Genomic DNA, 20,955 nt, shown 5'->3' on the forward strand with positions numbered 1-20,955 from the left:
TTATTCTTGAGCCTGGAATCATCCCTATGCTATATCCGATCAAGGTTATTGATATTGAATTAAGCAAACCAATTCCTACGGTTAAGGGGTTAGAAGGCTATATGGGGCTACAAGGGCTGGTGCGTTTGCATGGTGTGCCCTTGGGCTATATTAAGGCCCCTATTTCCTTGGGTAAATGTACCGCCGCGACGTTGGGTAAGCTGATTTTGGAGGAGCATAGTGAGGCAATTATTTGTCAATTGCTTAAGAACGGTTTGGCCTCACCCCACCGGCCAGCGGAATTTAAACTAGAAGACCTGCTTAATTTGCCTCCTGTGGAATATACAGGAGAATGGCCACTGGTGACTGTGGCGGTTTGTACCCGCGATCGCCCTGACGATATCAAGCTTTGCCTAGAGGCCATTGCCCAGCTTGACTACCCCAGCCTTGACATTTTGGTGGTAGACAATGCTCCTACTACAGAGAGCACTAAAGACCTGATTGATTACCATTATCCTCAGGTACGCTATGTGCGCGAGCCTCGCCCCGGCTTAGACTGGGCACGCAACCGCGCCATTTTAGAAGCTCAAGGCGAGATTATTGCTTATACCGATGATGATGTGGTAGTGGATCGAGATTGGGTAAAGGCAATTGCGCTAGCCTTTTCAGAACATCCTGAGGTTATGGCAGTGACGGGGCTAGTTGTGCCCTATGAGTTAGAAACAGAAGCCCAAGTTTTATTTGAAAGTTATGGTGGATTTGGGCGTGGATTTGAACAAAAAAGGTATTGTACCGACCCTGGCAAACCTATGTCTTGGCAATGGCTAGGGGCAGGGCAATTTGGCACTGGTGCCAATATGGCTTATCGGCGATCAGTATTTGAAACAATTGGATGTTTTGATCCAGCACTAGATGTTGGTACACCTACTAACGGCTGCGGTGATTTAGAGATGTTCATTCGGGTCATCAAATCAGGACACATCCTGATTTATGAACCTCAGGCAATGATCCGCCATCGACATCGGCGAGAATATGCCCAACTTAAGCGTCAAATTTCTTTTAATGGAAGCCTTTACGCACTCTGGATTAGCCTAGGAAGCACTTACGCTGATTTATGGTTTTCTTGTCTCAAAGTTGGGATCTGGTGGATGCTTTACTGGAATGTGCGCCGGATTATTGTGTCTTTTTTTCATCAAACCCAATTTCCCAAAGATTTAGTTTTTTCAGAGTTCTATGGAGCTTTTTCTGGTTTCACCTCTTACCAAAAATCAAAAAAAGTGGTAGCCTCTATTGTCAAAAAATACGGTTGGCAAACAGAGCAGCCTTTACCTACTCGCTATAACTCTAATGGAGACTTTAGTATAAAGCCTTCATTGTCAAGACAAATCGCTATTCGAGAAGTTGAGCTTAGTAAACCACTGCACTCACTTACTGAGCTAGAAAAATACTCGCGGGTTCGTATTTATATAAGTTGGCATAATAGCCCTATCGGAAGTTTAGATTATCAAAATTTAAATTCTAATGTCCTCCAGCTCACTCTTTCTAGAGAAATCGTCAAAAAATTTTATCGGCTATTGCTAGATCCATCTAAATCCAAGGTTTCTGATGTGGTTTGGAGTAGCACCATAAAGGCCATTGGCAATCATTATAGTTTGATTAATGAGACTGATTCTGAGTCAATTCCGGACAATATTTCTGTCTCTGTTATCGTAGGTACGTTTGATAGACCGGATGATCTGCGTAGTTGCTTGACTCATCTTCAAAGACAAATAACAAATCGAAAATTTAAAATAATAGTTGTTGACAATCATCCTCAGTCAGAAATTTTACTACCCTTGAAAGGCGATTTTCCAGAGATTCTTTGGGTTGATGAGCCACGTCAAGGTGTTGCCTATGCCAGAAATGCGGGAATAAATGCTAGTGCCAGCGATATTGTTATTACCATTGATGATGATGTAACAGTCCCTCATGACTGGATGGAAAAACTAATAAAACCACTAGCTAATTCTCAAGTAATGGCTGTTACAGGTAATATTTTACCTCTAGAGTTAGAGACAGAATCTCAACAAAAATTTGAATATTACGGTGGCCTAGGCCGAGGTTTTGAATCTTTTTCAGCCGATGGTGATTGGTATGACTTGTTCCCTCACAAACCATCACCAGTTTGGGATCTTGGAGGCACTGCCAATTCTGCATTTCGAGCCGAAATATTCAGCCATCCTGAGATTGGATTAATGGATGAATCTTTAGGGCCAGGTATGCCTTCCGGAGTTGGAGAAGACAGTTATTTATTCTACAAAATTATAAAAGCAGGTTATACCGTGACTTATGAGCCAAAAGGGTTTGTTTGGCACCGACACCGTAGAACTAATCAAGCACTTAATAAGCAGATCTACAACTACAGCAAAGGTCATGTTTCTCACAATCTCACGACTTGGTTGCGAGATGGAGATTATAGAGGCCTAGCGCAAGTATTACTAGGCTTACCTTATGCACATTACTATCGAATAAAAGAGTATATTTTGAAGCGTAGTAATTACCCTATTACTCTGATTTGGCTGGAAATTAGGGGCAACCTAGCAGGTCCATGGTCTCTTTGGCGATCTCGTGTACGTGTACATAAACAAGGCCGTAGTCAGCCATATATTCCTATCCATAATCGGCCTAATTAGGAATATGATAATTAACCTTTAAAGATAGAAGATAAAGAATATTTCAAGTCAAACGCTATTATCTAAATAAGCCTTGTTCTCTCGATAAATGGGACTATTTGTTATGATAAGAACACCTAGAGGCTATAAGGCAATGTGGTCTTATCATCACTTTGGCTATCTTTGGGATCTGCTGCGATCGCTAGTTGATCGTGAGATGAAAATCATGTACAAGCGATCCACTCTAGGAATCGCCTGGACATTAATTAGCCCTTTGCTTCAGCTACTAGTTTTTGTTTTTGTTTTCCAAGTCATCATTAAAATTGATATTCTTCAATATTCCTCCTACGTCTTTACGGGCCTACTCGTCTGGAACTGGTTTCAAACTTCTCTATTCCAGGCAACTGGTATTATCGTTAGCAGTCGTCCACTCATTCGACAACCAGGTTTCCCCAACGCCGTTTTACCTATTGTTGTTGTCACCACAGGATTAATTCATTTTGTCTTAGCGTTGCCTGTGCTATTTGTTTTTCTACTCATTGATGGGGTTCATCTCACACCCATACTGCTAGCCTTGCCGCTACTTCAGCTTATTCAGTTTGCCCTTACTGTCACATTTTCTTATTTTCTTGCATCACTTAACGTCACCTTTAGAGATACTCAACATACCCTGGGTGTGCTGCTTCAGTTCTTGTTCTATTTAACCCCCATTTTTTATGAGATAGATAACATCTCCGACCGCTACTGGTTTGTCTATGGCCTCAACCCGATGGTGCACATTGTCACCAGCTATCGACAAATTTTAATGTGGGGTACACAGCCCGATTGGCTAGCTCTAGCGATTATCTCTGGCATAGTTGCTGTGCTCATGCCCGTTGGCTACACCCTTTTCAAACGCCAAAGCCTACGATTTGTAGAAGAAATTTAAAATGGGTGCTGCAATTCTGGTTGAAAATTTAGGCAAGCGATTCCATCGCTATCATGCCAAAAAGCCCGTAACCCTTATGGAGGCAGCTCTGTCGGGGCTGAGGCGCATTCAGCCGATGGATGACTTTTGGGCCTTGCGGGGCATTTCGTTTGAAGTAGCCACCGGGGAAATGCTAGGCGTCATTGGTCACAACGGTGCTGGAAAATCTACCCTACTGCAAGTGTTAGGCAAAGTCGCCCATCCCAACGAAGGGCGAATCAAAATGCGCGGCCGAGTGGGCGCGCTGCTCGATTTGGGGGCTGGGTTTCACGGTGATTTGACCGGCCGTGAGAACGTCTTTGTGGCCGCAATTGTCACCGGGCTGCGACGCCGTGAAGTGACTCGTCGCTTTGACCGGATCGTTGAATTTGCAGAACTGGAGAGCTTTATTGACAACCCAGTGCGCACCTACAGTTCTGGCATGATGATGCGCTTGGCCTTTTCGGTGGCTGTGCACACTGACCCAGAGATTTTACTGGTAGATGAGTTTTTATCGGTAGGAGATTTAGCCTTTCAGAGCAAATGCCTCAGCCGCATTGCCGAGATGAAAGCCCAGGGTTGTGCGATTGTGCTGGTGTCTCACGATGCAGGGCAGGTAGAAAGATTATGCGATCGCGCCCTCTGGCTTAAGCATGGCACCATCATGGCCTATGGCGAACCCGCTGCAGTCGTAGGGCAATACACCATGGAGATGCAGCTTAAAACCCAGCAGCTTACTCCCCAGCACCCTGCTCAATTCACTCCGTTTGGCACTGAACTCCGGGTTAACGAAAACCGCTTTGGCTCCCTTGAATCCGAGATTACTGGTGTAAGGCTGCTCCCTCAGACCCAGATTGACTCTGGAAGTCCTCTATATATCGAAATAGACTATCAGGCTCATCAGCCTACTGATAGTGCTATTTTTAGCCTGACTATCAGCCAGGAAAATGGTGAGGTGTGTCTAGACGTAAATACCTTAGTAATGGGCATTCCCTGTGTTCGATTACAGGAGGAAGGCACAATTAGGCTGGTTATTGACCGTCTCGATCTCCGAGGTGGAAGATACTTCGTAAATGTAGGAATGTATAAGCAAAACTGGGAATATGCCTATGACTACCACTGGCATGTTTACCCTTTAACTGTTGATGCTACATTGCCCTATAAAGAAATTGGAATTTTATGCCCTCCTATGCGCTGGGAAGTAGCAACCTTTGGAGTAAACGCGTTGCTAGCACCTTGAAACCATTCAGTTAGCACATCTAGTCGCTGTAAAAAGCATCAACAGCTCGTTAAGCAAACAAATTATTCTTAATCAGATATCCTATGCACCCTTCTAGTATTTCAATCATAATCCCAGCACATAACTCAGCAGCAACTCTAGCTGAAACCCTTGCTTCTCTATTGAAGCAAACAACGCTTCACTGGGAGGCAATTATTGTAGACGATGGCTCTGTAGATGAAACCGAAGCGATCGCCAAGCAATTTGCTGTCCAAGACAGCCGCATCCATGTTTTGAGCCAGCCTAATCAAGGAGTGAGTGCGGCTCGTAACGCGGGGGCTCAGATAGCACAAGCGCCATGGCTATTATTTCTAGATTCAGATGATTGGGTTGCCCCTGACTACATTACCCTTATGACGGCAAAGATCGAATCAGATTCATCTCTAGATGTCGTTCATTGTGGATGGGTACGTGTTGCTCCAGATGGCACATTAGTAGGCGAAAAAAACTCTCCTAATCTGCCTGACCTATTTCCTATTGTGGCTCGCTATTGCCCATTTGCTATCCATGCCTGTGTGGTGAAACAAACAGTCTTCACGCAAGCAGGCGGTTTTGACACATCTCTAATGACCTGTGAAGATTGGGATCTATGGCAGCGGATTGCTCGGCAAGGGGCTCGATTTGGAGGCATTCCAGAGATTTTGGCCTATTACAGAATGCGACCCAAATCCTTATCTGGAGATGGCACCCAATTCTTTAAGGATGGGCTTCGAGTTCTTCGTCAGGGTTGCACCCCAGATCCGAGGATCACTAACCCCCAACCCAACTATCAAGCTGGATTATCGGCGGATAACCTCAGCAACCTCGAATTTTATTGGGCAAGTTGGCCAGCAGGCTTAGTTTTAGGGCTAGGCAGAGATGCTAGCCCGTTGTTATCACTTCTTCATGGCCCTGCACCAGGGTTAGATCCTCACTGTGTAGCAGCTAATTTATTTGAATCGACACCATTACCAAGTTGCTCTCATCCAGCAGCTTGGTGGCAACTTTGGGAAGTAGTTTGTCCACTACTTCAGAAGTTTTTGAATGCCCTAGAAGAATTGTCAAAAGCGTCTGGCCTAGCGCAACGTGTGGCCAGAATTTTAGAACGGATGGTGTTGGAGCAAGCAATAGATGCTCCATGGCCGCTTCAGGTTGGGAAAACCTATGGTGTTTTACTAGAAATTACGCAGCCGATTGTGAACATTGTTCCTCCTGAGGGGTTTGAGCGTCTGTATGGCGTTGTAACTATGGCGGGACGGCGCTTGGGAACAATAGAACTTCCTATTTGTGACGGGGTAGTTTCCGAACTGGTTTTAAAGGACAGTATTGCAGATCAATATTACTGGTCAATTCTGGGATATTACTATAATCAAACTATCTATCGGCAGCAAAATCTACAAGAAAGTCAAGATGTGGCAGACTGGCAAGCTCATCACAATCAAGTGGGATGGGCAACATTCTTACAAGATCTATGGGATCGGCCGGCCTGGGGTGAAGAGGCTTTTTATAATGCTGCCTACTCAGACCCAGCCCCTACCCTCAAGGTAGAATCTGACCAACTGACGATAGAAGTAAGTGATTTTTTGTCAGATGTGAGCACTGCTAGCGATGCCTTGACAGTATTGGCGACCGTTGGTGGGATAGCCATAGGGCAATTTACGATTCCGACCCATAAAGGTTGTGTATCGGCTCAATCATTACGGGCTACGCTAACCCTGGAAGGGGGATTGGAATTGTGTCGCAGTGTAGTGCGAGAAGCCTGTATTGGACAGCCCATCGTGCCAAGGATGACCCTTAGACAGCGATTAGCGCTGGCCGCTAAACACCGGTTACACCACCAGTCGGCTCTCTCTATTGCCCTATCCGAAAGATTTGAGGAATTATCCCATACTCTTATTCTAAGGCATCGCCACCAGTTGTCTGGTAGTAGTGGTTCCCGCTGGGCTACCCTCCCCTCACAGGCGGCTGAAGCTATATTAACAATGGCTCAGGCAACGCGGGAAACGATCGCCCAACAGCCAAATTCTCCAAACTCTATTAATCGAGTTATGTATGCGGCCGATAGCTTCATAGTTGACAAGCCTCATGATCAGTTGAGGCCTGATCTAAACTCAAATCGATGGAACAATAGCAATCAACCACCATCGGTACAGACCGAGTTTAATAATCGCGATTACTTTGAAACTCTCTTTGCCACTCAACCAGATCCCTGGAAATATACTACCAACTACGAACAAGTTAAATACGAACAAACCCTTTCTCTTTTGCCCAAGCACGAGATACAACGAGCCTTAGAGCTAGCTTGCGCTGAGGGTCACTTTACTGAGCAACTTGCACCCCATGTGCAATCGCTGATCGCTACAGATATTTCGCAAATTGCGGTGGAGCGTACCGCCCAGCGATGTAGTGAATTTCCTCATATTCAATTTCGACAGCTAGATATGGCCGCCGATCCTTTGCCAGATTCCCTACAACTCATCGTCTGTAGCGAAGTACTTTACTACATTGGAGGTTGGGAAAACCTCCGAAACTTTGCCAAAAGGGTAGTGAATGCTTTGGAACCTGGGGGTTATTTTCTGACGGCTCATGCCCATTTAGTGGTCGATGAACCCGATCGCACTGGCTATAACTGGGATCATCCCTTCGGTGCTAAAGGTATTAGCGATACATTCATGGCAATTGGGCATTTCAAACTGGTCAATGAAATCCATACACCGCTTTATCGCATACAGCTTTTTCAAAAGAAAAAGCGGAGTTGGCTGCCCTGGTCTCAGTCTTCTCCCAGTGTGGTCAAACTGCCTCAGCCTACTGCTCCCCCAGAAGCTGCTATCCACCAGGTTTTGTGGCAAGGGGGCACACCCCAGAAAACTGAAGCTCAATCGATTGTTACCGATCGCCTCCCGATTTTGATGTACCACCGCGTGGCTCCTGAAGGCGCTGCTGCTATAAACCGGTGGCGGGTGACACCGGAGGCCTTTGAAGCACAATTGAGCTATCTACGGGACGCTGGTTACTACACCGTGCCATTAGAAACTTGGCAACGAGCGATCATCACTAAGAACCCCTTACCAGGGCGGGCCATACTGTTAACTTTTGATGATGGCTACCTTGATTTCTTAACCTATGCCTATCCTTTGCTTCAAGCCTATGGGTTCTCAGCCACTGTCTTCTTGGTGGCTGATCACGTTGGGCAATCTAATCAATGGGATAATATCTATGGAGAAGATATTCCACTCATGACCTGGGCGCAAATTCGTCAGCTACAAGCGCAAGGCATTGAGTTTGGTTCCCATAGCGCCAGCCATCGCCCGTTGACCTCTCTCACAGTTGAAGAGATCGTCAAAGAAGGCTTGCGATCGCGCACTATACTTACTCAGGAGTTGGGCACACCTGTACAAACCATTGCTTATCCCTACGGAGATGTTGACCCCGTCGTACAACACCTGATCGGAGCCTGTGGATATACTATTGGCCTGTCTTGCCGTCCCGGGCAAAGCTCTTTTCAAGACTCGCTTTTGTCATTGCCTCGCATTGAAGTAGAAGGCTCTAATAACCTTCAAGAATTTGTCAAGAAGCTAAGCAAAAACTGAAGACCTAGCATAATGGTACACTCTGACATATGCAAAGAATGGCGGAAGGCCAAGTGCTTTCAGGAAAACTTTTGTCCGTGCAAGCCCCTTTTCTATAGTCTGGGTCAGCGTAAACTCAGAGCCTAACTTGGCTCAGGCTGACGAAGCAGTGCTCGACCAAAAGCAGTGCTCGACCCGCACTCCAACCTTTCGCTGGATTTTGCAGAAGTTTTAGGCGATTCACCTAGTTTCAATCGGCTCTTCCCAGCAGGTCAGTAACCTTTTGGAAGGACGCCGCAAAATCGCTTGCCTCATGGGCTTTCCGGCTTTCCGCTATTATCTCCTTAATTAACCCCTGTCAACCTGTGGAATGTCGGTACATTGCTGCATGCAAGGAAAAGGTCAAATTCGAACTAGCTGATTTTATTCATTTGGGAATCAATAGCTCATGTTTAGAATAAGGCAAACTGAATAAAACGTAATGCAACTTAAGCTAGATGAGCTTTATTAAGTTCTGCTACTGTGCCATATAACTTATGTAATCAATTGACCTTGATGCCCTAAAAATATTTTTAATAACCTCAGGGAAAATTGCGATCGTCTTGAGGAGAAAGTATCCAAACTCTTCTCTAAAACTTAACCTATTTTATCCTTCTCCTAAGATTTTAGAAAAAAGATTTTTATCAAACTCCTAGTATTAAACTTAGTATAATCTAGGCTTAATACTGAGAGTTGAGTATGTTTGATGGAAAGATTTTGCAGCGATCTGTACCTATCACTGTTGGCCCTGAACGGTTTTGGGATTTCGTTATTTACCTTGCAGGCTTCAACTTAATCTTACTAGCAGGTACTTTTGTTTTTTCCCTCTACTACTGGCATGACCTCAAAGGTATTTGGGATGCAGGCTCTACAATTAAATACTTGCTTATTCAACTAGACCTGTCTCACGAAAACGTTTTAGCAGCTTGGTACTCATCTGTTTTGCTCTTTCTTGTTGCTGTAATGTCAGGGCTGTGTTTTTTGGCTGAACACCAATTAAAGCCAACCGGCCGCCCTTCGCTATTACATTATGGATGGCTTATATATACAGGAGTTTTCATTCTCTTGTCCTTGGATGAAATTGGTTCGCTCCACGAGCGATTGGGCATGTTGAGTAGCTTAAATCCTTTAGGAGACTATCCGTTAGGGTGGGTTTATCTGTTAACACCTCTCATTTTATTCACTGCTGTTTATATGATCTCGTTTTCTTGTCTTCATCTAAAGAACAGTAAAACTGCATTATTGTTTATGATTATTGGAGTTTTTCTGTTTCTAAGCATTCCTTTGCAAGAGCAGATCGAAGTGCTGTCTTGGGAGGGTGCAGTGTCCAAAAACTTAGTACGAAGACCTATAGAACTTTTGCTTTTAGAGGAAGGAGCAGAACTATTTGGCTCACTGATGATATTGGCCTCAACCGTCACCTATCTTAATGATTTAATGAATCAGAAAGATTCAAGACTTTGCATAGGAAAATCACTTCGGCTTGTTTTTACATTGAAAAATTTAATATTTTTTTATTTGATTTTGTTTGTAGGTTTAGGTGGAGTAATGCATGTTATACAACAAGCATGGTTCCATCATTTACCCGGAGATAGTGGAACGCCTCAGAACTGGTTTCCCGGAGTGTTTGCTGTCTTAGCTTTCCTTCTTGTGTGTTGCTGCCTTTCTAATCACCATTGTTCATCAGGGTTTAAATATAGGCTTGAGCATTCATTAGCAATTTTTAGCCTTTTTTTGTCATCTTATTATGGTGCTGGGTTAAAAGTGTGGCTCACTATGTCTATGATTCAAGATCAAAGAATAGATGACTTACTATATTTTTTTATTCTAACTACAGCATCTGCTTTAGGGATCTGCTTTATACTCTTATCCACTCACTGGGCTGAAAAAATAACTTGGATTCTCTGGGTAGTAGCACTAAGTGTTTCTATATTTTTTGGTACTCCCTTTAACGTCAATTTTTTGGATTTTATAGCCATGGCAATGCTTCTTTTGGCTACGGGAGTACACTTTTGCTTTTTATCTCAAAAACTTTATAGATCTGAGCTTCATGCCCTTCCTTAAGGAAGGATCGATTAAAGTTAAATTCTAAAGAATAAACGGACGACATTTAGCTAATGTTATGGGTGCCAAGTATTAGCGATAGTGGCTTTTCTCGACTAAATGTGGAGTCATCGTTAATCTTAGAAAAATCTTAAAGTGAGAATGTGGTTCTTGATGAAGCTAAGATTATCTGCTGACTTCGCTCATGATGAGCAAACTTCCAGTCAGCGCTGATTACATTAAGGCCGTAACCCTAATGCTGCTGACTGACCGTTGCTCGATGCTGCCATCAAGCTTTCTCGGTTCCATCTGACACCGCTTTATACATCTTTATGCGTCGCCCAACAACTGCCGCTGCTCCCATCGCAGCTTGATGCGCTCATGCTGCTATTTAAGGAACACCCCTATGAGTCTGAATCGGACGCAGCTGTTTTGAGTCGACCAAGGCTGTGGCAGCGATACTTTTGTCCTCGTGGTGTGGCTGACGATTGATTTAGATCTAAGGTGAGGTGTAGTCACTTTGCAGAATATTTGAGCCCTTGCTTAAGCGTTGGATGTAGAACGCACGTTTGGCTGGTTGAATTGGTACCGACAGCTGAATTACTGGAGCCGGTAGCTCAGCTTCAAGCAGTAGCAAGTCCCGCAAATAGAGGTGCGTTAACGCCTAGCCGTAGAGATTATGTCATTGGTAACTAATCTACATTCACCTCTAGGGTCTGAGAGGGTCTTGAGAGCTGGGGTAATTCTTCAAAGGGGGCGCTTTGCGATCGCCCCTCTCCCGGTGCCAGCGAGATCAAATCCTCAATATTCTGCTGCATGGTTCGACAAATTGCGTCCAGCGGCAGATCGTTGGGGTCGTGGCCAAAGGGGTTTTCGATCTCAATGCCAATCTCTTCGATGCCAAACACCGCAAAGCTGATCAGCCCCACCAAAAAGGGGGTGCCCCAGCCTACCGAATCCACCATTTGAAAGGGCAGAGCTAGACAGTACAGCATCAGCAGCTGCTTCAGGTGGATGCTGTACGCCACCGGCATGGGCGTCTTGAGTATGCGCTCGCACCCTCCTAGGGCATCCACCAGATCGTCTAGGGTTTCTAGACAGTGGGTGAGCTGGTGGGTGTTGAGGGTGCCTTGGGCCTGCTGAGTTTGCAGGTAGTCGGCTATCCAAAAGGCGACCTCTAGCGGTGGGTTGTTCATCTGTCTCAGTTTGGCGAACTGGTCGGCGGTGAGCAGGCTGGCCAGCTCGGCATCGGGAGGTTCACTGCGCAAGTGCAGCTTCATGGCGATCGCAAAGGCGGGCAGCTGGCGCACGGCGGCTATTTTGGCCTCGTAGTCTCCCGGCTGAGGCGTCTCGATCGCCACCCACATCTGTCGCGCCAAGTTGCGGGTCAGGTTCACCACGCTGCCCCAGAGCTTGCGCCCCTCCCAAAACCGCTCGTAGGAGGTGTTAGTGCGAAATACCAGCAGCAAACCCAGCACCAGACTGGGCACCAGCGACCCCAGAATGGGCGATGCCACCGGCCAGCCCCGGCTGTATAGCAGCAAAATTCCCAGAGCAAAGGCCGCACACAGCAGCACTCGGGGCATCACCGCCGGTATTACCGACCCCCGCACGCGAAACAGCAGTTTAAACCAGTCTTGTTCAGATTCGTAGCGGCGAATGCTGCGTTTGATAGTTTGGTTTGGCACCGACTCATTCCCCTGCACGATCTCAATCGACCTAGCCATACCGCCATCGCCACGGTGATTAGGCCAAGCTGAAGATAGCAATTTTGGGGTAGCGATGGCGAGCCAGATAGCGTATCAGCTTTTGGCTTTTTCGGATCCCATGTTCTGGGCTATCTGGCCAGCGTTATTCATGGTGGGTCAAGCTGCAGACTTAACCCACTATGAATAACGCGAGGTGTTCAGAGGCAGCCATGAACCATGGTGGCCTCACCGATTCCTGGTTTTCTTTACGCTATACCGTGACGGCATAATCGATCAGTTGCAGCAGACGCGATCGCAGCGTTTCTAGTCCTAGCCGCTCAGTGGCGGAGATAAACAAAGCTTGGGGGTACTCCTCTTGGGCGATCACTAGCTCGTCGCTACTTACCCGGTCGGCCTTGTTAAACACCAGCAGCATCGGCCCCGGCACAATCGGCATATCCTTGAGGATGCGCATGACCCAGTGAATCTGGTCTTGCCAGGCGGGGTGCGACACATCCACCACATGGAGCAGGGCGTCGGCCTCGGTGACCTCTTCGAGGGTGGCGCGAAAGGCATCCATCAGCGAGGCGGGCAGCTCTTCGATAAAGCCCACCGTATCGGTGACCACTAGCTGGGTGGTTTCGTTGGTGGCGGGGTCGGTGATTGCTAGGCGCCGGGTGGTGGGGTCGAGGGTGGCAAACAGCTGATCGGCGGCGTAGACCTCAGAGTTGGTCAGGGTATTCACTAGGGTCGACTTGCCCGCGTTGGTGTAGCCCACCACGGCGATCGAGGGTAGGTTGTCATCCTGACGGCGGTGGCGCAGGCGGGCACGGTGGGCTTGAAGCTGGTTTACCTCTTGCTGAAGCCGCTGAATGCGCCGCTGGATTGCCCGGCGCTCAGTCTCCAGTTTCGTTTCCCCTGGGCCTCGGGTGCCGATGCCGCCTCCCTGCCGCGATAGGGATTGACCGCGCCCCTTCAGCCGGGGCATTTGGTACTCCAGCTGGGCCAGCTCGACCTGGAGCTTGCCCGCGCCGCTTTTAGCCCGCTGGGCAAAGATATCGAGAATTAGCTCGGTGCGATCGACCACGCGCAGACCTACCATGTCTTCCAGGTTGCGCACCTGCATAGGGGAGAGGTCGCGATCGAACACGATCAGATTAGCGCCCACGGTTTGGGCCGCCAGGGCTACCTCCTGCACCTTACCAGCCCCCAGCACGGTCTGAGGATGGGGACGAGGGCGCTTTTGAAACAGAGTTTCCATCACTTCGCCGCCGGCGCTGTCGACCAGGCGCTCTAGCTCTTCGAGACGCTGCTCAAAGTGCTCAGGGGTTTGGTTATTGGTGAACAGGCCGACGACTAGGACGCGATCGCGCTCATCCTCCACCTGCAAAGCGGTAAAAGCGCGACTGAACTCGGCCTCAAGCCCTTCGGCCAGGGCGAGAAAGTCTTGCTGGGCCAGATCGTCTAAATCGATGGGGGCCGACACCAGCCAGCGCTGCTCAGGGTGAGGCACCAGGTGAGCCAGATAAGTGCTTTGAATGTAGCCCGTGGCACCGCCACCACGACGGGTAAAACCAGTGCCCGTCAACGCCAGTACCGCCAACACGTCTAGCCGCTGTAGGGCCATGGTGGTAAGAATAGCGTCGCTGGGTGAGCCGGGTTCAAACTGGGTGGCAATACAGCGAATGCCGCTGAGGCGCTCGGCACCGTAGCGGGGCAGCTCCGAAGGTGGAATTTGGGTCTGCCGCAGAGTGCCCACCCCTACTCGAATTACCTGACCACGGCGGTTGACGTAAGCGCATAGGGGGCTATTGATGTCGGTGCTCACTGCTGCCAGCCGCTGGGCAAACTCAGGAGTTACCACACAATCTCCCGGCAGTCGCTGGTGGTAGATGCCCTGCAGCTGCTTGAGCTGGCTGGGCTTGAGCCCCTTCAAATTGCCATAGATAGTTTCGATAAGGTCAACCTGCTCCTAAGCCAAAGATATCTTCAGCCCTGCTGAGGAGGTGCAGTCTTGCCTCTAGGAAACCAACCTCTCCCCATCTAGGCTGAGGATATAAATTATATAGCTTTTAACTTTGGCTTCTAACTCGGGGACGCGTGGAGAGATTCAAACTTTCTTGTCCTCTCTGGTTTAAAAGCCGTAGCTAGTTGCTCAGTCAAGAGTCCTTTAGAGGTAGCTGTTCAAACCTGCAGCGCAGTCGGTTAGCTTGGGGTATGGACAACTATCAATGGCAAGAATCAGAATGTTGGCCTGATGTATAGCAACCTCTTGCCAAACAGAAATAGCTAAAGCTCAAAAGCGGACGCTAATATAGCGTCCGCTTTTGAGCTTTGTCTTTCGAACAGCAATATACGGTAGAACTGTTTTGCTTAGAACAGACCCAGCCAATGGAAGAAGCCTTGGCCAGTGGTCAGTTCGACTAGCAGAGCGCCGAGGAAACCAATCATGGCGAGGCGACCGTTCCAGAGTTCGGCACTGGGGTTAGACCCAAATTCAAACTTGGTTCCGAATTCGCCATACTTGCGGGTAAATTGACCGTCGTAGGTAGTTTTGTCTTGGGGGTTAGCCATCGTGAAATGCCTCTAAATAGTTATGTTACAGCTGAGCAGTTGTCACACCTAAACCACGGGGGGTTAAAACCCAACGGCTCGCTCTCAAATGCTTTTGTTGCAATGACCACGAGCTCGTGGTGTGTTGTTACTCAACTTAACAATCCTGGCCGCAGCCGGCTATCTGTAGTTGGATAGAAGACTTAGTAAATTATTGATCTGTCACAACCATGCATGGCTGTTTGTCGGTAGTTGATAGACCAATATAGGGTTCTAGTAGCAAGGTTTAAGAGGGCTATAGCCCACAACCGAGCACTCTCTGCAGGCCCGACTTGCTAATCTAGCTTTAACCCACCTAACTACGGGAATTGGGTTACGTGATTCCCTCACCCTCTGGAATATACAGGATTCGGTATAGTACTAAGGCTGATTTTGAGGGCATACATGGCCAGACGACATCGGGCAGACCGTGAGGATGGACAGAGCTTTATTCGGTGGCCTTCAACATCAAAGTCTTCGAATTCTCGTTCTAGGCTGTCGTCCGATTTAGATCTGATCGTTGACCGGCGGCGGCTTTACAGCTATTTAGATTCCCTAGAGGGTTTGTCGGGGGAGTGATGCTATGACCTTTGGGGCGTCCAATCAAGTGGTTGAGACACTTACGCCCTAAGGAACATGAAAATTGGCAGGATCCGGCTTATAACACTTTCAAGAAGCAAAGCAAATTAGGCGAATTAGTGTATTCTTGTTTCGTCATTCTTGACTTCTACTGCTACCTAAGCCCCCGGGACTATTAGCTATGAGCGATTTTCAGTCAGACACCACTTACACAGAGTTTACGGAACCGGAAGACCCCACGGTTATCATTGACAATTCAGACTCTAGTGCCTCTGCGCTAGGTGACGAAGCCTCTCGTCAAATTCAGCAGGTGTGGGATAAGGTCTCTGCACTGTTGGGCAATCTCCCCGACTATGTGACTGAGTTCATTCAGCGATATCGGCGACCGATTGTCACCGTTGGCCTGATTGTCGCGGCGTTTATCGCAGTCAAGCTGGTGCTAGCGCTGTTGGGAGCCGTGAACGACGTTCCTCTGTTGGCCCCCACCTTTGAGCTGGTTGGGCTCATCTACAGCGGTTGGTTCCTCTACCGCTACTTGCTCAAAGCTTCCAACCGGCAAGAGCTGCTGGGCGATATTGCCGCCATTCGCGACCAGGTGCTCGGTAACGGGTCTCGGTCATAAATAAGGAGTAAGGGGTAGCGGGTCATATAGTAAAAACCTATAAAGGCCAGGGTTTACCCTCGTAATCCTCAAACCCCTTTCGGTTAACTTCCCCTGTGATTTGCGATCGCGCTTTCTATACTGGTTGTAGACGCAACTGGTGGTTGTGCGATCGTTAAAACCCAGGGGTTCGTTTTATTTATGACGCAGACAAAAACAATTACCCAGGCGGTAGAGCGGTTGGGCTACCGAGTCACGATAGGGGATGTGGCCGCTGAAGCCGGTCTGCCCCTTATGGAGGCGCAGCAGGGAGTGTTGGCCCTGGCCTCTGAGGTGCAGGCCCATCTCCAAGTAGCTGAGTCGGGCGAGATCGCCTACGTCTTTCCCAAAAATATTCAGGCGGTCCTCTGGAGCAAATCCTGGCGGCTGCGGTGGCAGTCAGCTTGGGAAAAAGTTTGGCGGGTGCTGTTTTACCTGATCCGTGTTTCCTTTGGGGTAGTGCTGATCTTGTCGCTGGTGCTGATTGTGATAGCGATTACGATTATTGCGATCGCAGCCAGCAGCGCTGGCCGTGAGGACAACGACAGCGGCGGTGGCGGCGGTGGGGGCATGGTGTTTTTGCCTCGGATTTGGTTGGGACCAGACATTTTTTGGATGTTTGACCCTAGGAGCGATCGCCGTCGGCGACCCCGCACCAAGTCAGAGATGAACTTTCTCGAGGCGGTGTTCTCCTTTTTGTTTGGTGACGGCAACCCCAATGCTGACCTTGACGAGCGCCGCTGGCAAAGCGTTGCCCAGGTGATTCAGGCTAACGGTGGGGCTGTGGTGGCCGAGCAAATCACCCCATTCCTAGGCGACTTGGGCAAAGGCTGGGATAAGGATTTGGAAGACTTTATGGTGCCCGTGCTCAGCCGGTTTAACGGGTTGCCCCAGGTCAGCCCCCAGGGCGGCATTGTGTACCAGTTTCCTGAGCTACAGGTGACGGCGAAGGCGCAACGCACCATCAACCCACCCCCATTCCTACGAGAGTCACCTCGCAAGTTTAGCCAGGCGACCTCTGGCCAGATTATTGGGGCTATTGCTTTGGGCAGTGCGAACTTAATTGGAGCCCTGGTACTGGGCAGCATGCTGCAAGACAACTCAAGTTTGGTTGCTGAGCTTGGCGGAGTCGTCGCTCTAGTCAACTCGCTCTACTGGCTGCTTTTGGGTTATGGAACGGCCTTTTTAGGCTTGCCCCTAGTGCGTTATTTCTGGGTGCAGCAGCAAAACAGCCGCATTGACGCCCGCAATGCTGAGCGCGAGCAGCGGGCCGAAGTCTTGAGCCAGCTCACCGACGACCAGCGCGAAAAACTGGCCTTTGCTCAGACTCTCACCCTCCAAACGGTGGTGGGTACTGACAACCTGGCCTACACTACGGAGAGCGACCTGACCGAGCAGGAAATTGCTCAGAAGGACAAGATCGACGCCGAGTGGCAACGGCTGCTGGAGCAGCGGGGGGGGAAGTAGGGGAGTAGGCGAGTGGGCGGGTGGATGAGTAGATGAGTAAAGCTGATCCACCTACTCGCCTACCCATCTACCCGCCTACCTATCTACCCATTCACCCTTCAACGCGGATCGACAATCGCTCCGAGAAACAGCAGTGTGCCTGTGTTGCGATCGCCAATGGCAGCTAAGAAGGGGCGATCGACCACCATTTCAAAGGGCGAATCGGGCGGCAGGGCAGCAGAGGTAGGCGCGACGCCGATCGCGGTGCTGGCGGCGGCTTCGGTGCCGGATTCGTTGACCTCGATAAAGGTTTTGTGGCGCACCTGGTTAATGAAAGCGTCCAGCTCGGTGAGGCCCGAGAAGTCGGCCTGGCCTGCCTCAAAGGCGATACCCATGCCCAAGGTTCGCAGGGTGGGGATCAGGTCGGCTTCGTACTCAAACTGAAATTTGGGTAGCTGAATTTCGCCGGGGCGCGATTGCATCTGGCTCATCCAGCTCTCCCAGGTGGCGGGGGTGAGCTGCGCTGATAGGGTAGCCAGGTCGGTGCCGGGGGTGGGCAAGATTACCTCAAAGCTGAGCGAGCCATTGCCGTAGGGCAGACTCACTGCCTGAAACTGGTCGGTTTCCAAATATAAATAGTCGTCCTGCTGGGCCATCAGAGGGTGCTGGATGGTTTCGCCGCTGGCTAGGGTGAAGGGGCGCTCCGTTGTGCGGGCGCGGTCAAAAGCTTCGCTCCAGGCTCCTTTAAAGTAGACAGCGTTGACTAGCACTAAAAGCTGGTCGGGCGGCAACTGATCGATGATGTTGGGGATGCGATCGCGGGTGTGCTCTTTGACCCAGCGGTTGATGCGATCGGTGGCGGCGGGCTGGCTAAAATCGAGGGTTGCCACTTCGGCGGCATAGGCCGTTTGCATGCGCTCTACGTAGTCGGGCCGCACTGGCAGGCTTTCATTTACCCATAGGGAATTGGCGATTTCGAGCGCTATCTCGGGGTCGAGCTGCGTCAAATACTCGGTTAGAGCCTGGTTGCCTGCGTTGAGCTGCTCGATGTCTAGACCCTGCACCTTGAGCGTGTTGGCGATCGCCGCCTGAGTTTCTCCGCTGGCACCGTTGTAGGCCATGGCCAAGGCTAGAGCCACGCTGGTCGGTGACACCAGCACATTCTCATTGGGTGTTGCTTGGCGCAGCTGCTCAAACAGAGCAAAGCCGAAGTCTAAGTGGGCCTGGGTTAATTCTTTATCCACAGTAGGGGCCTGGGCTAAACGGGGGGCACCCGAGTTGTGGTCGGGAGTTGGTGCGGGGGCAGTAGGGGGCTGAGCCTGTAGCTGAGCGCAGCCTAAAGTTAGGGCGGCTAGCCCGCTTAAAAGCACAGCCCGACCAATCCATCGGTGGTCCATAGGAATATTAGTTAACGCCGTTCTTACCTTGTCATGGCGACAGGGGGAGAGGGGCAGTGGTTGCAGGAATGGAAACTGATGGTCAAAGGCTCAGGCCCTACCCGACCTAAATTCTAGGGCTGAATTGCTTTGGCGATCGCCACACAATCCCTAAACGCCGCACTGGTTTTCACCCCCTGCCAATCCATCGACGGAATTGCCGCCTGGTAGCCCTTTGTCCGTAACGCCGCAATTAAGTGATCGCGGTTGGGAATATCCATTTGTCCGCGTCGGCCAATTTCGCCAAGGGGATAGTAGTAGGGGGGCAGGTCAATTTCTTGGGTCATGATGGTCAAAAGCTTCGCCTGAGAGCGCCAGTTCCAGCGATCTGCTAAACCCTGCATCTCCGCTAGCATGGCCCCATCGTGCAGCGGTCCTAGCCACATCGGCCCGCTCACCACGGGGGTGTCTTGCGCACCGCAAAGGCAATTCACCCGGCCCAGGTGTCGCCAATCTGCGGTTTGAAAGTGGCCACAGTGGTGACAGTAGGCCACGAAGCCATAGTTTTCCCCCGCCAGCGTTGGTTTGCTAACCAGGCGCACCATGACTCGATGCACCTGGCCTGTGAACAGCGAAAAGACTGGCTCTATGCCCATTCCCCGAGCCGCTGCGGTCTGGGCCGCATGGCCGATAGTCAGCCGCAACCCTTGCTCATGGGCGGCAGGGTGCGATCGCCCGCAGGCGCCGTAGGTTCTCAAACATCGCTCTGGGTCATGGCCGCTGGTGGCTCGGCCATCGGTGCTGGTTAGATACAGCAGTCCTCCTAAGCGTGTGGCCCACAACCCCGTGCTCACGTAGGGGGCGGGACTACCAAAGTTGTCGATATCCACTAGGTCGTAAAAGTCGCGCTGCTGGTAGCAGGTGAAAAATACCTGATTGGCATCCTGATAGGTGATGCGGCAGGCATCGGCGGGCAGAGTCGCCAGGTTTTGCTCCAAAACGCCCGCCAGCTCAGGATTACCCTCGTTGGCCCACACCCAGTCAGCTCCGGCCTCTAGCCCGTAGCGCAGGGGCCGCACCCCGCAGCCGGTCATGGCATCCAGCACCCGCAAACGACCGTGGTGCTGGCGATAAATAGCTGCCGCCAACACCGCCAGGTCACGGGCGATCGCGCTTTGGGGTCGATAAAAAGCAGACCCTACAGTAAAAGTGGCTTTACCTTCCTGCACTACGGCTGGGGGCAACCCTAGGGTCACCGAGCCGCCTCAACGGCCTTGGCGATCGCGCCCTCTAATGCCAGCTTCTCCAGTTCGGTCAGCACAAACACCTCTTGTACCGTCTTACCCTTGCGGGCAATGAGCTTAAACCCGCCGCGGATAGGCACCGACACTTTTACCCGCATCTCTGGGGAGTGGGCTCTAACGTTTGCAATTACCCCCGGGGTGACGGTCCCAATGCCAGGCTGCTCTAAAAGCCGTTCGAGAATAGGAATCAGCCCGGGCAAGTGGGTGGAGTGGTTCCAGACTAGGCGACCGTCCGAGGCTTGTGTCATTGGGGTAGTTTTAAGAAAGATTTAAGAAAGACTACTTAATTATGCTTTTTCGAGGGGGGCCATCGTCAAGCCAGCGCGGGTGAGCTGGGTGTGATACAGCTCCGCTTGCTCTAGGGGGCCAACCCACACAACTGCCTGACCGTCGTGGTGCACCTGGTTAGTCAGCTCCCAGGCGCGATCGCCATCTATGCCCGGAATGTATTTCATCAAGCACTCCGCCACATGTTGAAACGTGTTGAAATCGTCGTTGAGCACGATGATTTTGTAATTGGGATATGTCTCGCGTGTGGTTTGGCGAGTCTTTGCGGGGGCAGCGGCGGGGGCTGAGGAAACTGCTTGGGGCAAAACCGGAGTCATAGGAAGTGAACCTAGCTGAACCTAAACCTAATTGTCCTGCATACAGTTGCTAGAAGGCCGTTTGAAAGCAGCGATCGCTGATGCGATTGGCCTTTGCACAACCAATCAATCCCAAAATCCAGCTCACAGCTAGCTAGTACCAGCCATGAGCCTGTCAAGGGTTCTCAAACAACTTCTAAGCAAATTTTCTCCCCTTAGTGTATCGAATTCTGGTCGCCCCAACCCGCGCCTAGCTATTGC

The 20,955-nt window shown here is 50.0% G+C and carries 14 protein-coding genes; 7 read left to right on the forward strand and 7 right to left on the reverse strand.

The features are described 5' to 3' along the window. Positions 1-26 precede the first annotated feature (26 nt). The 5 genes from NC979_RS02755 (at position 27) to NC979_RS02775 (ending at position 10,506) form a co-directional block, all read left to right on the forward strand. Positions 27-2,651 carry a glycosyltransferase family 2 protein gene (locus NC979_RS02755; RefSeq protein WP_190523517.1) on the forward strand — a complete coding sequence of 875 codons (2,625 nt, stop codon included), beginning with the start codon at positions 27-29 and terminating at the stop codon, positions 2,649-2,651. Between the two features lie 88 nt (positions 2,652-2,739). Beyond that, positions 2,740-3,558 (forward strand): ABC transporter permease, encoded by an 819-nt coding sequence (locus NC979_RS02760; RefSeq protein WP_242024180.1) that lies wholly within the window; start codon positions 2,740-2,742, stop codon positions 3,556-3,558. A 1-nt stretch (position 3,559) separates the two neighbouring features. Then, positions 3,560-4,816 carry an ABC transporter ATP-binding protein gene (locus NC979_RS02765; RefSeq protein WP_190523519.1) on the forward strand — a complete coding sequence of 419 codons (1,257 nt, stop codon included), beginning with the start codon at positions 3,560-3,562 and terminating at the stop codon, positions 4,814-4,816. Between the two features lie 83 nt (positions 4,817-4,899). Then, entirely contained in the window at positions 4,900-8,424 is a 3,525-nt protein-coding gene (locus NC979_RS02770) for a trifunctional glycosyltransferase/class I SAM-dependent methyltransferase/polysaccharide deacetylase (protein ID WP_190523521.1), read from the forward strand. A 717-nt stretch (positions 8,425-9,141) separates the two neighbouring features. Continuing rightward, positions 9,142-10,506 (forward strand): DUF8692 domain-containing protein, encoded by a 1,365-nt coding sequence (locus NC979_RS02775; protein WP_190523523.1) that lies wholly within the window; start codon positions 9,142-9,144, stop codon positions 10,504-10,506. 671 nt (positions 10,507-11,177) lie between these two features. Here NC979_RS02775 and NC979_RS02780 read toward each other — a convergent pair. The 3 genes from NC979_RS02780 to NC979_RS02790 form a co-directional block, all read right to left on the reverse strand. Beyond that, positions 11,178-12,212 carry a bestrophin family protein gene (locus tag NC979_RS02780; protein ID WP_190523525.1) on the reverse strand — a complete coding sequence of 345 codons (1,035 nt, stop codon included), beginning with the start codon at positions 12,210-12,212 and terminating at the stop codon, positions 11,178-11,180. 232 nt (positions 12,213-12,444) lie between these two features. Further along, positions 12,445-14,109 carry a GTPase HflX gene (gene hflX / locus NC979_RS02785; RefSeq protein ID WP_199309008.1) on the reverse strand — a complete coding sequence of 555 codons (1,665 nt, stop codon included), beginning with the start codon at positions 14,107-14,109 and terminating at the stop codon, positions 12,445-12,447. Positions 14,110-14,546: 437 nt separating this feature from the next. Then, on the reverse strand, positions 14,547-14,747 hold the full coding sequence (locus NC979_RS02790; protein WP_190523527.1) for a chlorophyll a/b-binding protein: 201 nt from the start codon (positions 14,745-14,747) through the stop codon (positions 14,547-14,549). A 778-nt stretch (positions 14,748-15,525) separates the two neighbouring features. On the opposite strand from NC979_RS02790, the gene NC979_RS02795 reads away from it, so the two are divergent. Beyond that, positions 15,526-15,966 (forward strand): CAAD domain-containing protein, encoded by a 441-nt coding sequence (locus tag NC979_RS02795; protein WP_190523529.1) that lies wholly within the window; start codon positions 15,526-15,528, stop codon positions 15,964-15,966. Between the two features lie 180 nt (positions 15,967-16,146). After that, the gene (locus tag NC979_RS02800) at positions 16,147-17,451 is read left to right on the forward strand and encodes a hypothetical protein (protein ID WP_190523531.1); all 1,305 of its coding nucleotides are present in this window, start codon (positions 16,147-16,149) and stop codon (positions 17,449-17,451) included. A gap of 98 nt (positions 17,452-17,549) precedes the next feature. On the opposite strand, the gene NC979_RS02805 is transcribed toward NC979_RS02800, so the two are convergent. The 4 genes from NC979_RS02805 to clpS form a co-directional block, all read right to left on the reverse strand. Further along, complete coding sequence (locus NC979_RS02805; RefSeq protein ID WP_199309009.1) at positions 17,550-18,827, reverse strand: serpin family protein; 1,278 nt, start codon at positions 18,825-18,827, stop codon at positions 17,550-17,552. 113 nt (positions 18,828-18,940) lie between these two features. Beyond that, positions 18,941-20,062 carry a tRNA (guanine-N1)-methyltransferase gene (locus NC979_RS02810; protein ID WP_190523533.1) on the reverse strand — a complete coding sequence of 374 codons (1,122 nt, stop codon included), beginning with the start codon at positions 20,060-20,062 and terminating at the stop codon, positions 18,941-18,943. Beyond that, on the reverse strand, positions 20,059-20,358 hold the full coding sequence (locus tag NC979_RS02815) for a DUF2103 domain-containing protein (protein ID WP_190523534.1): 300 nt from the start codon (positions 20,356-20,358) through the stop codon (positions 20,059-20,061). The genes NC979_RS02810 and NC979_RS02815 overlap by 4 nt, the downstream gene beginning before the upstream one ends. A gap of 39 nt (positions 20,359-20,397) precedes the next feature. Next, positions 20,398-20,715 (reverse strand): ATP-dependent Clp protease adapter ClpS, encoded by a 318-nt coding sequence (clpS, locus tag NC979_RS02820; RefSeq protein WP_190523537.1) that lies wholly within the window; start codon positions 20,713-20,715, stop codon positions 20,398-20,400. Positions 20,716-20,955 lie beyond the last annotated feature (240 nt).

Origin of the sequence: Leptolyngbya subtilissima AS-A7, from assembly GCF_039962255.1 — a bacterium.
In the GTDB taxonomy this organism is placed as follows: Bacteria; Cyanobacteriota; Cyanobacteriia; order Phormidesmidales; family Phormidesmidaceae; genus Nodosilinea.

What these genes read in the sequence shown, in the direction of transcription:
- NC979_RS02755 (WP_190523517.1), top strand. Translation starts at nt 27, where the DNA reads ATGCTATATCCGATCAAGGTTATTGATATTGAATTAAGCAAACCAATT.
- NC979_RS02800 (WP_190523531.1), top strand. Translation starts at nt 16,147, where the DNA reads ATGACGCAGACAAAAACAATTACCCAGGCGGTAGAGCGGTTGGGCTAC.
- NC979_RS02780 (WP_190523525.1), bottom strand. Translation starts at nt 12,212, where the DNA reads ATGGCTAGGTCGATTGAGATCGTGCAGGGGAATGAGTCGGTGCCAAAC.
- NC979_RS02765 (WP_190523519.1), top strand. Translation starts at nt 3,560, where the DNA reads ATGGGTGCTGCAATTCTGGTTGAAAATTTAGGCAAGCGATTCCATCGC.
- clpS (WP_190523537.1), bottom strand. Translation starts at nt 20,715, where the DNA reads ATGACTCCGGTTTTGCCCCAAGCAGTTTCCTCAGCCCCCGCCGCTGCC.
- NC979_RS02795 (WP_190523529.1), top strand. Translation starts at nt 15,526, where the DNA reads ATGAGCGATTTTCAGTCAGACACCACTTACACAGAGTTTACGGAACCG.
- NC979_RS02775 (WP_190523523.1), top strand. Translation starts at nt 9,142, where the DNA reads ATGTTTGATGGAAAGATTTTGCAGCGATCTGTACCTATCACTGTTGGC.
- NC979_RS02815 (WP_190523534.1), bottom strand. Translation starts at nt 20,358, where the DNA reads ATGACACAAGCCTCGGACGGTCGCCTAGTCTGGAACCACTCCACCCAC.
- NC979_RS02770 (WP_190523521.1), top strand. Translation starts at nt 4,900, where the DNA reads ATGCACCCTTCTAGTATTTCAATCATAATCCCAGCACATAACTCAGCA.
- NC979_RS02805 (WP_199309009.1), bottom strand. Translation starts at nt 18,827, where the DNA reads ATGGACCACCGATGGATTGGTCGGGCTGTGCTTTTAAGCGGGCTAGCC.
- NC979_RS02790 (WP_190523527.1), bottom strand. Translation starts at nt 14,747, where the DNA reads ATGGCTAACCCCCAAGACAAAACTACCTACGACGGTCAATTTACCCGC.
- NC979_RS02760 (WP_242024180.1), top strand. Translation starts at nt 2,740, where the DNA reads ATGGGACTATTTGTTATGATAAGAACACCTAGAGGCTATAAGGCAATG.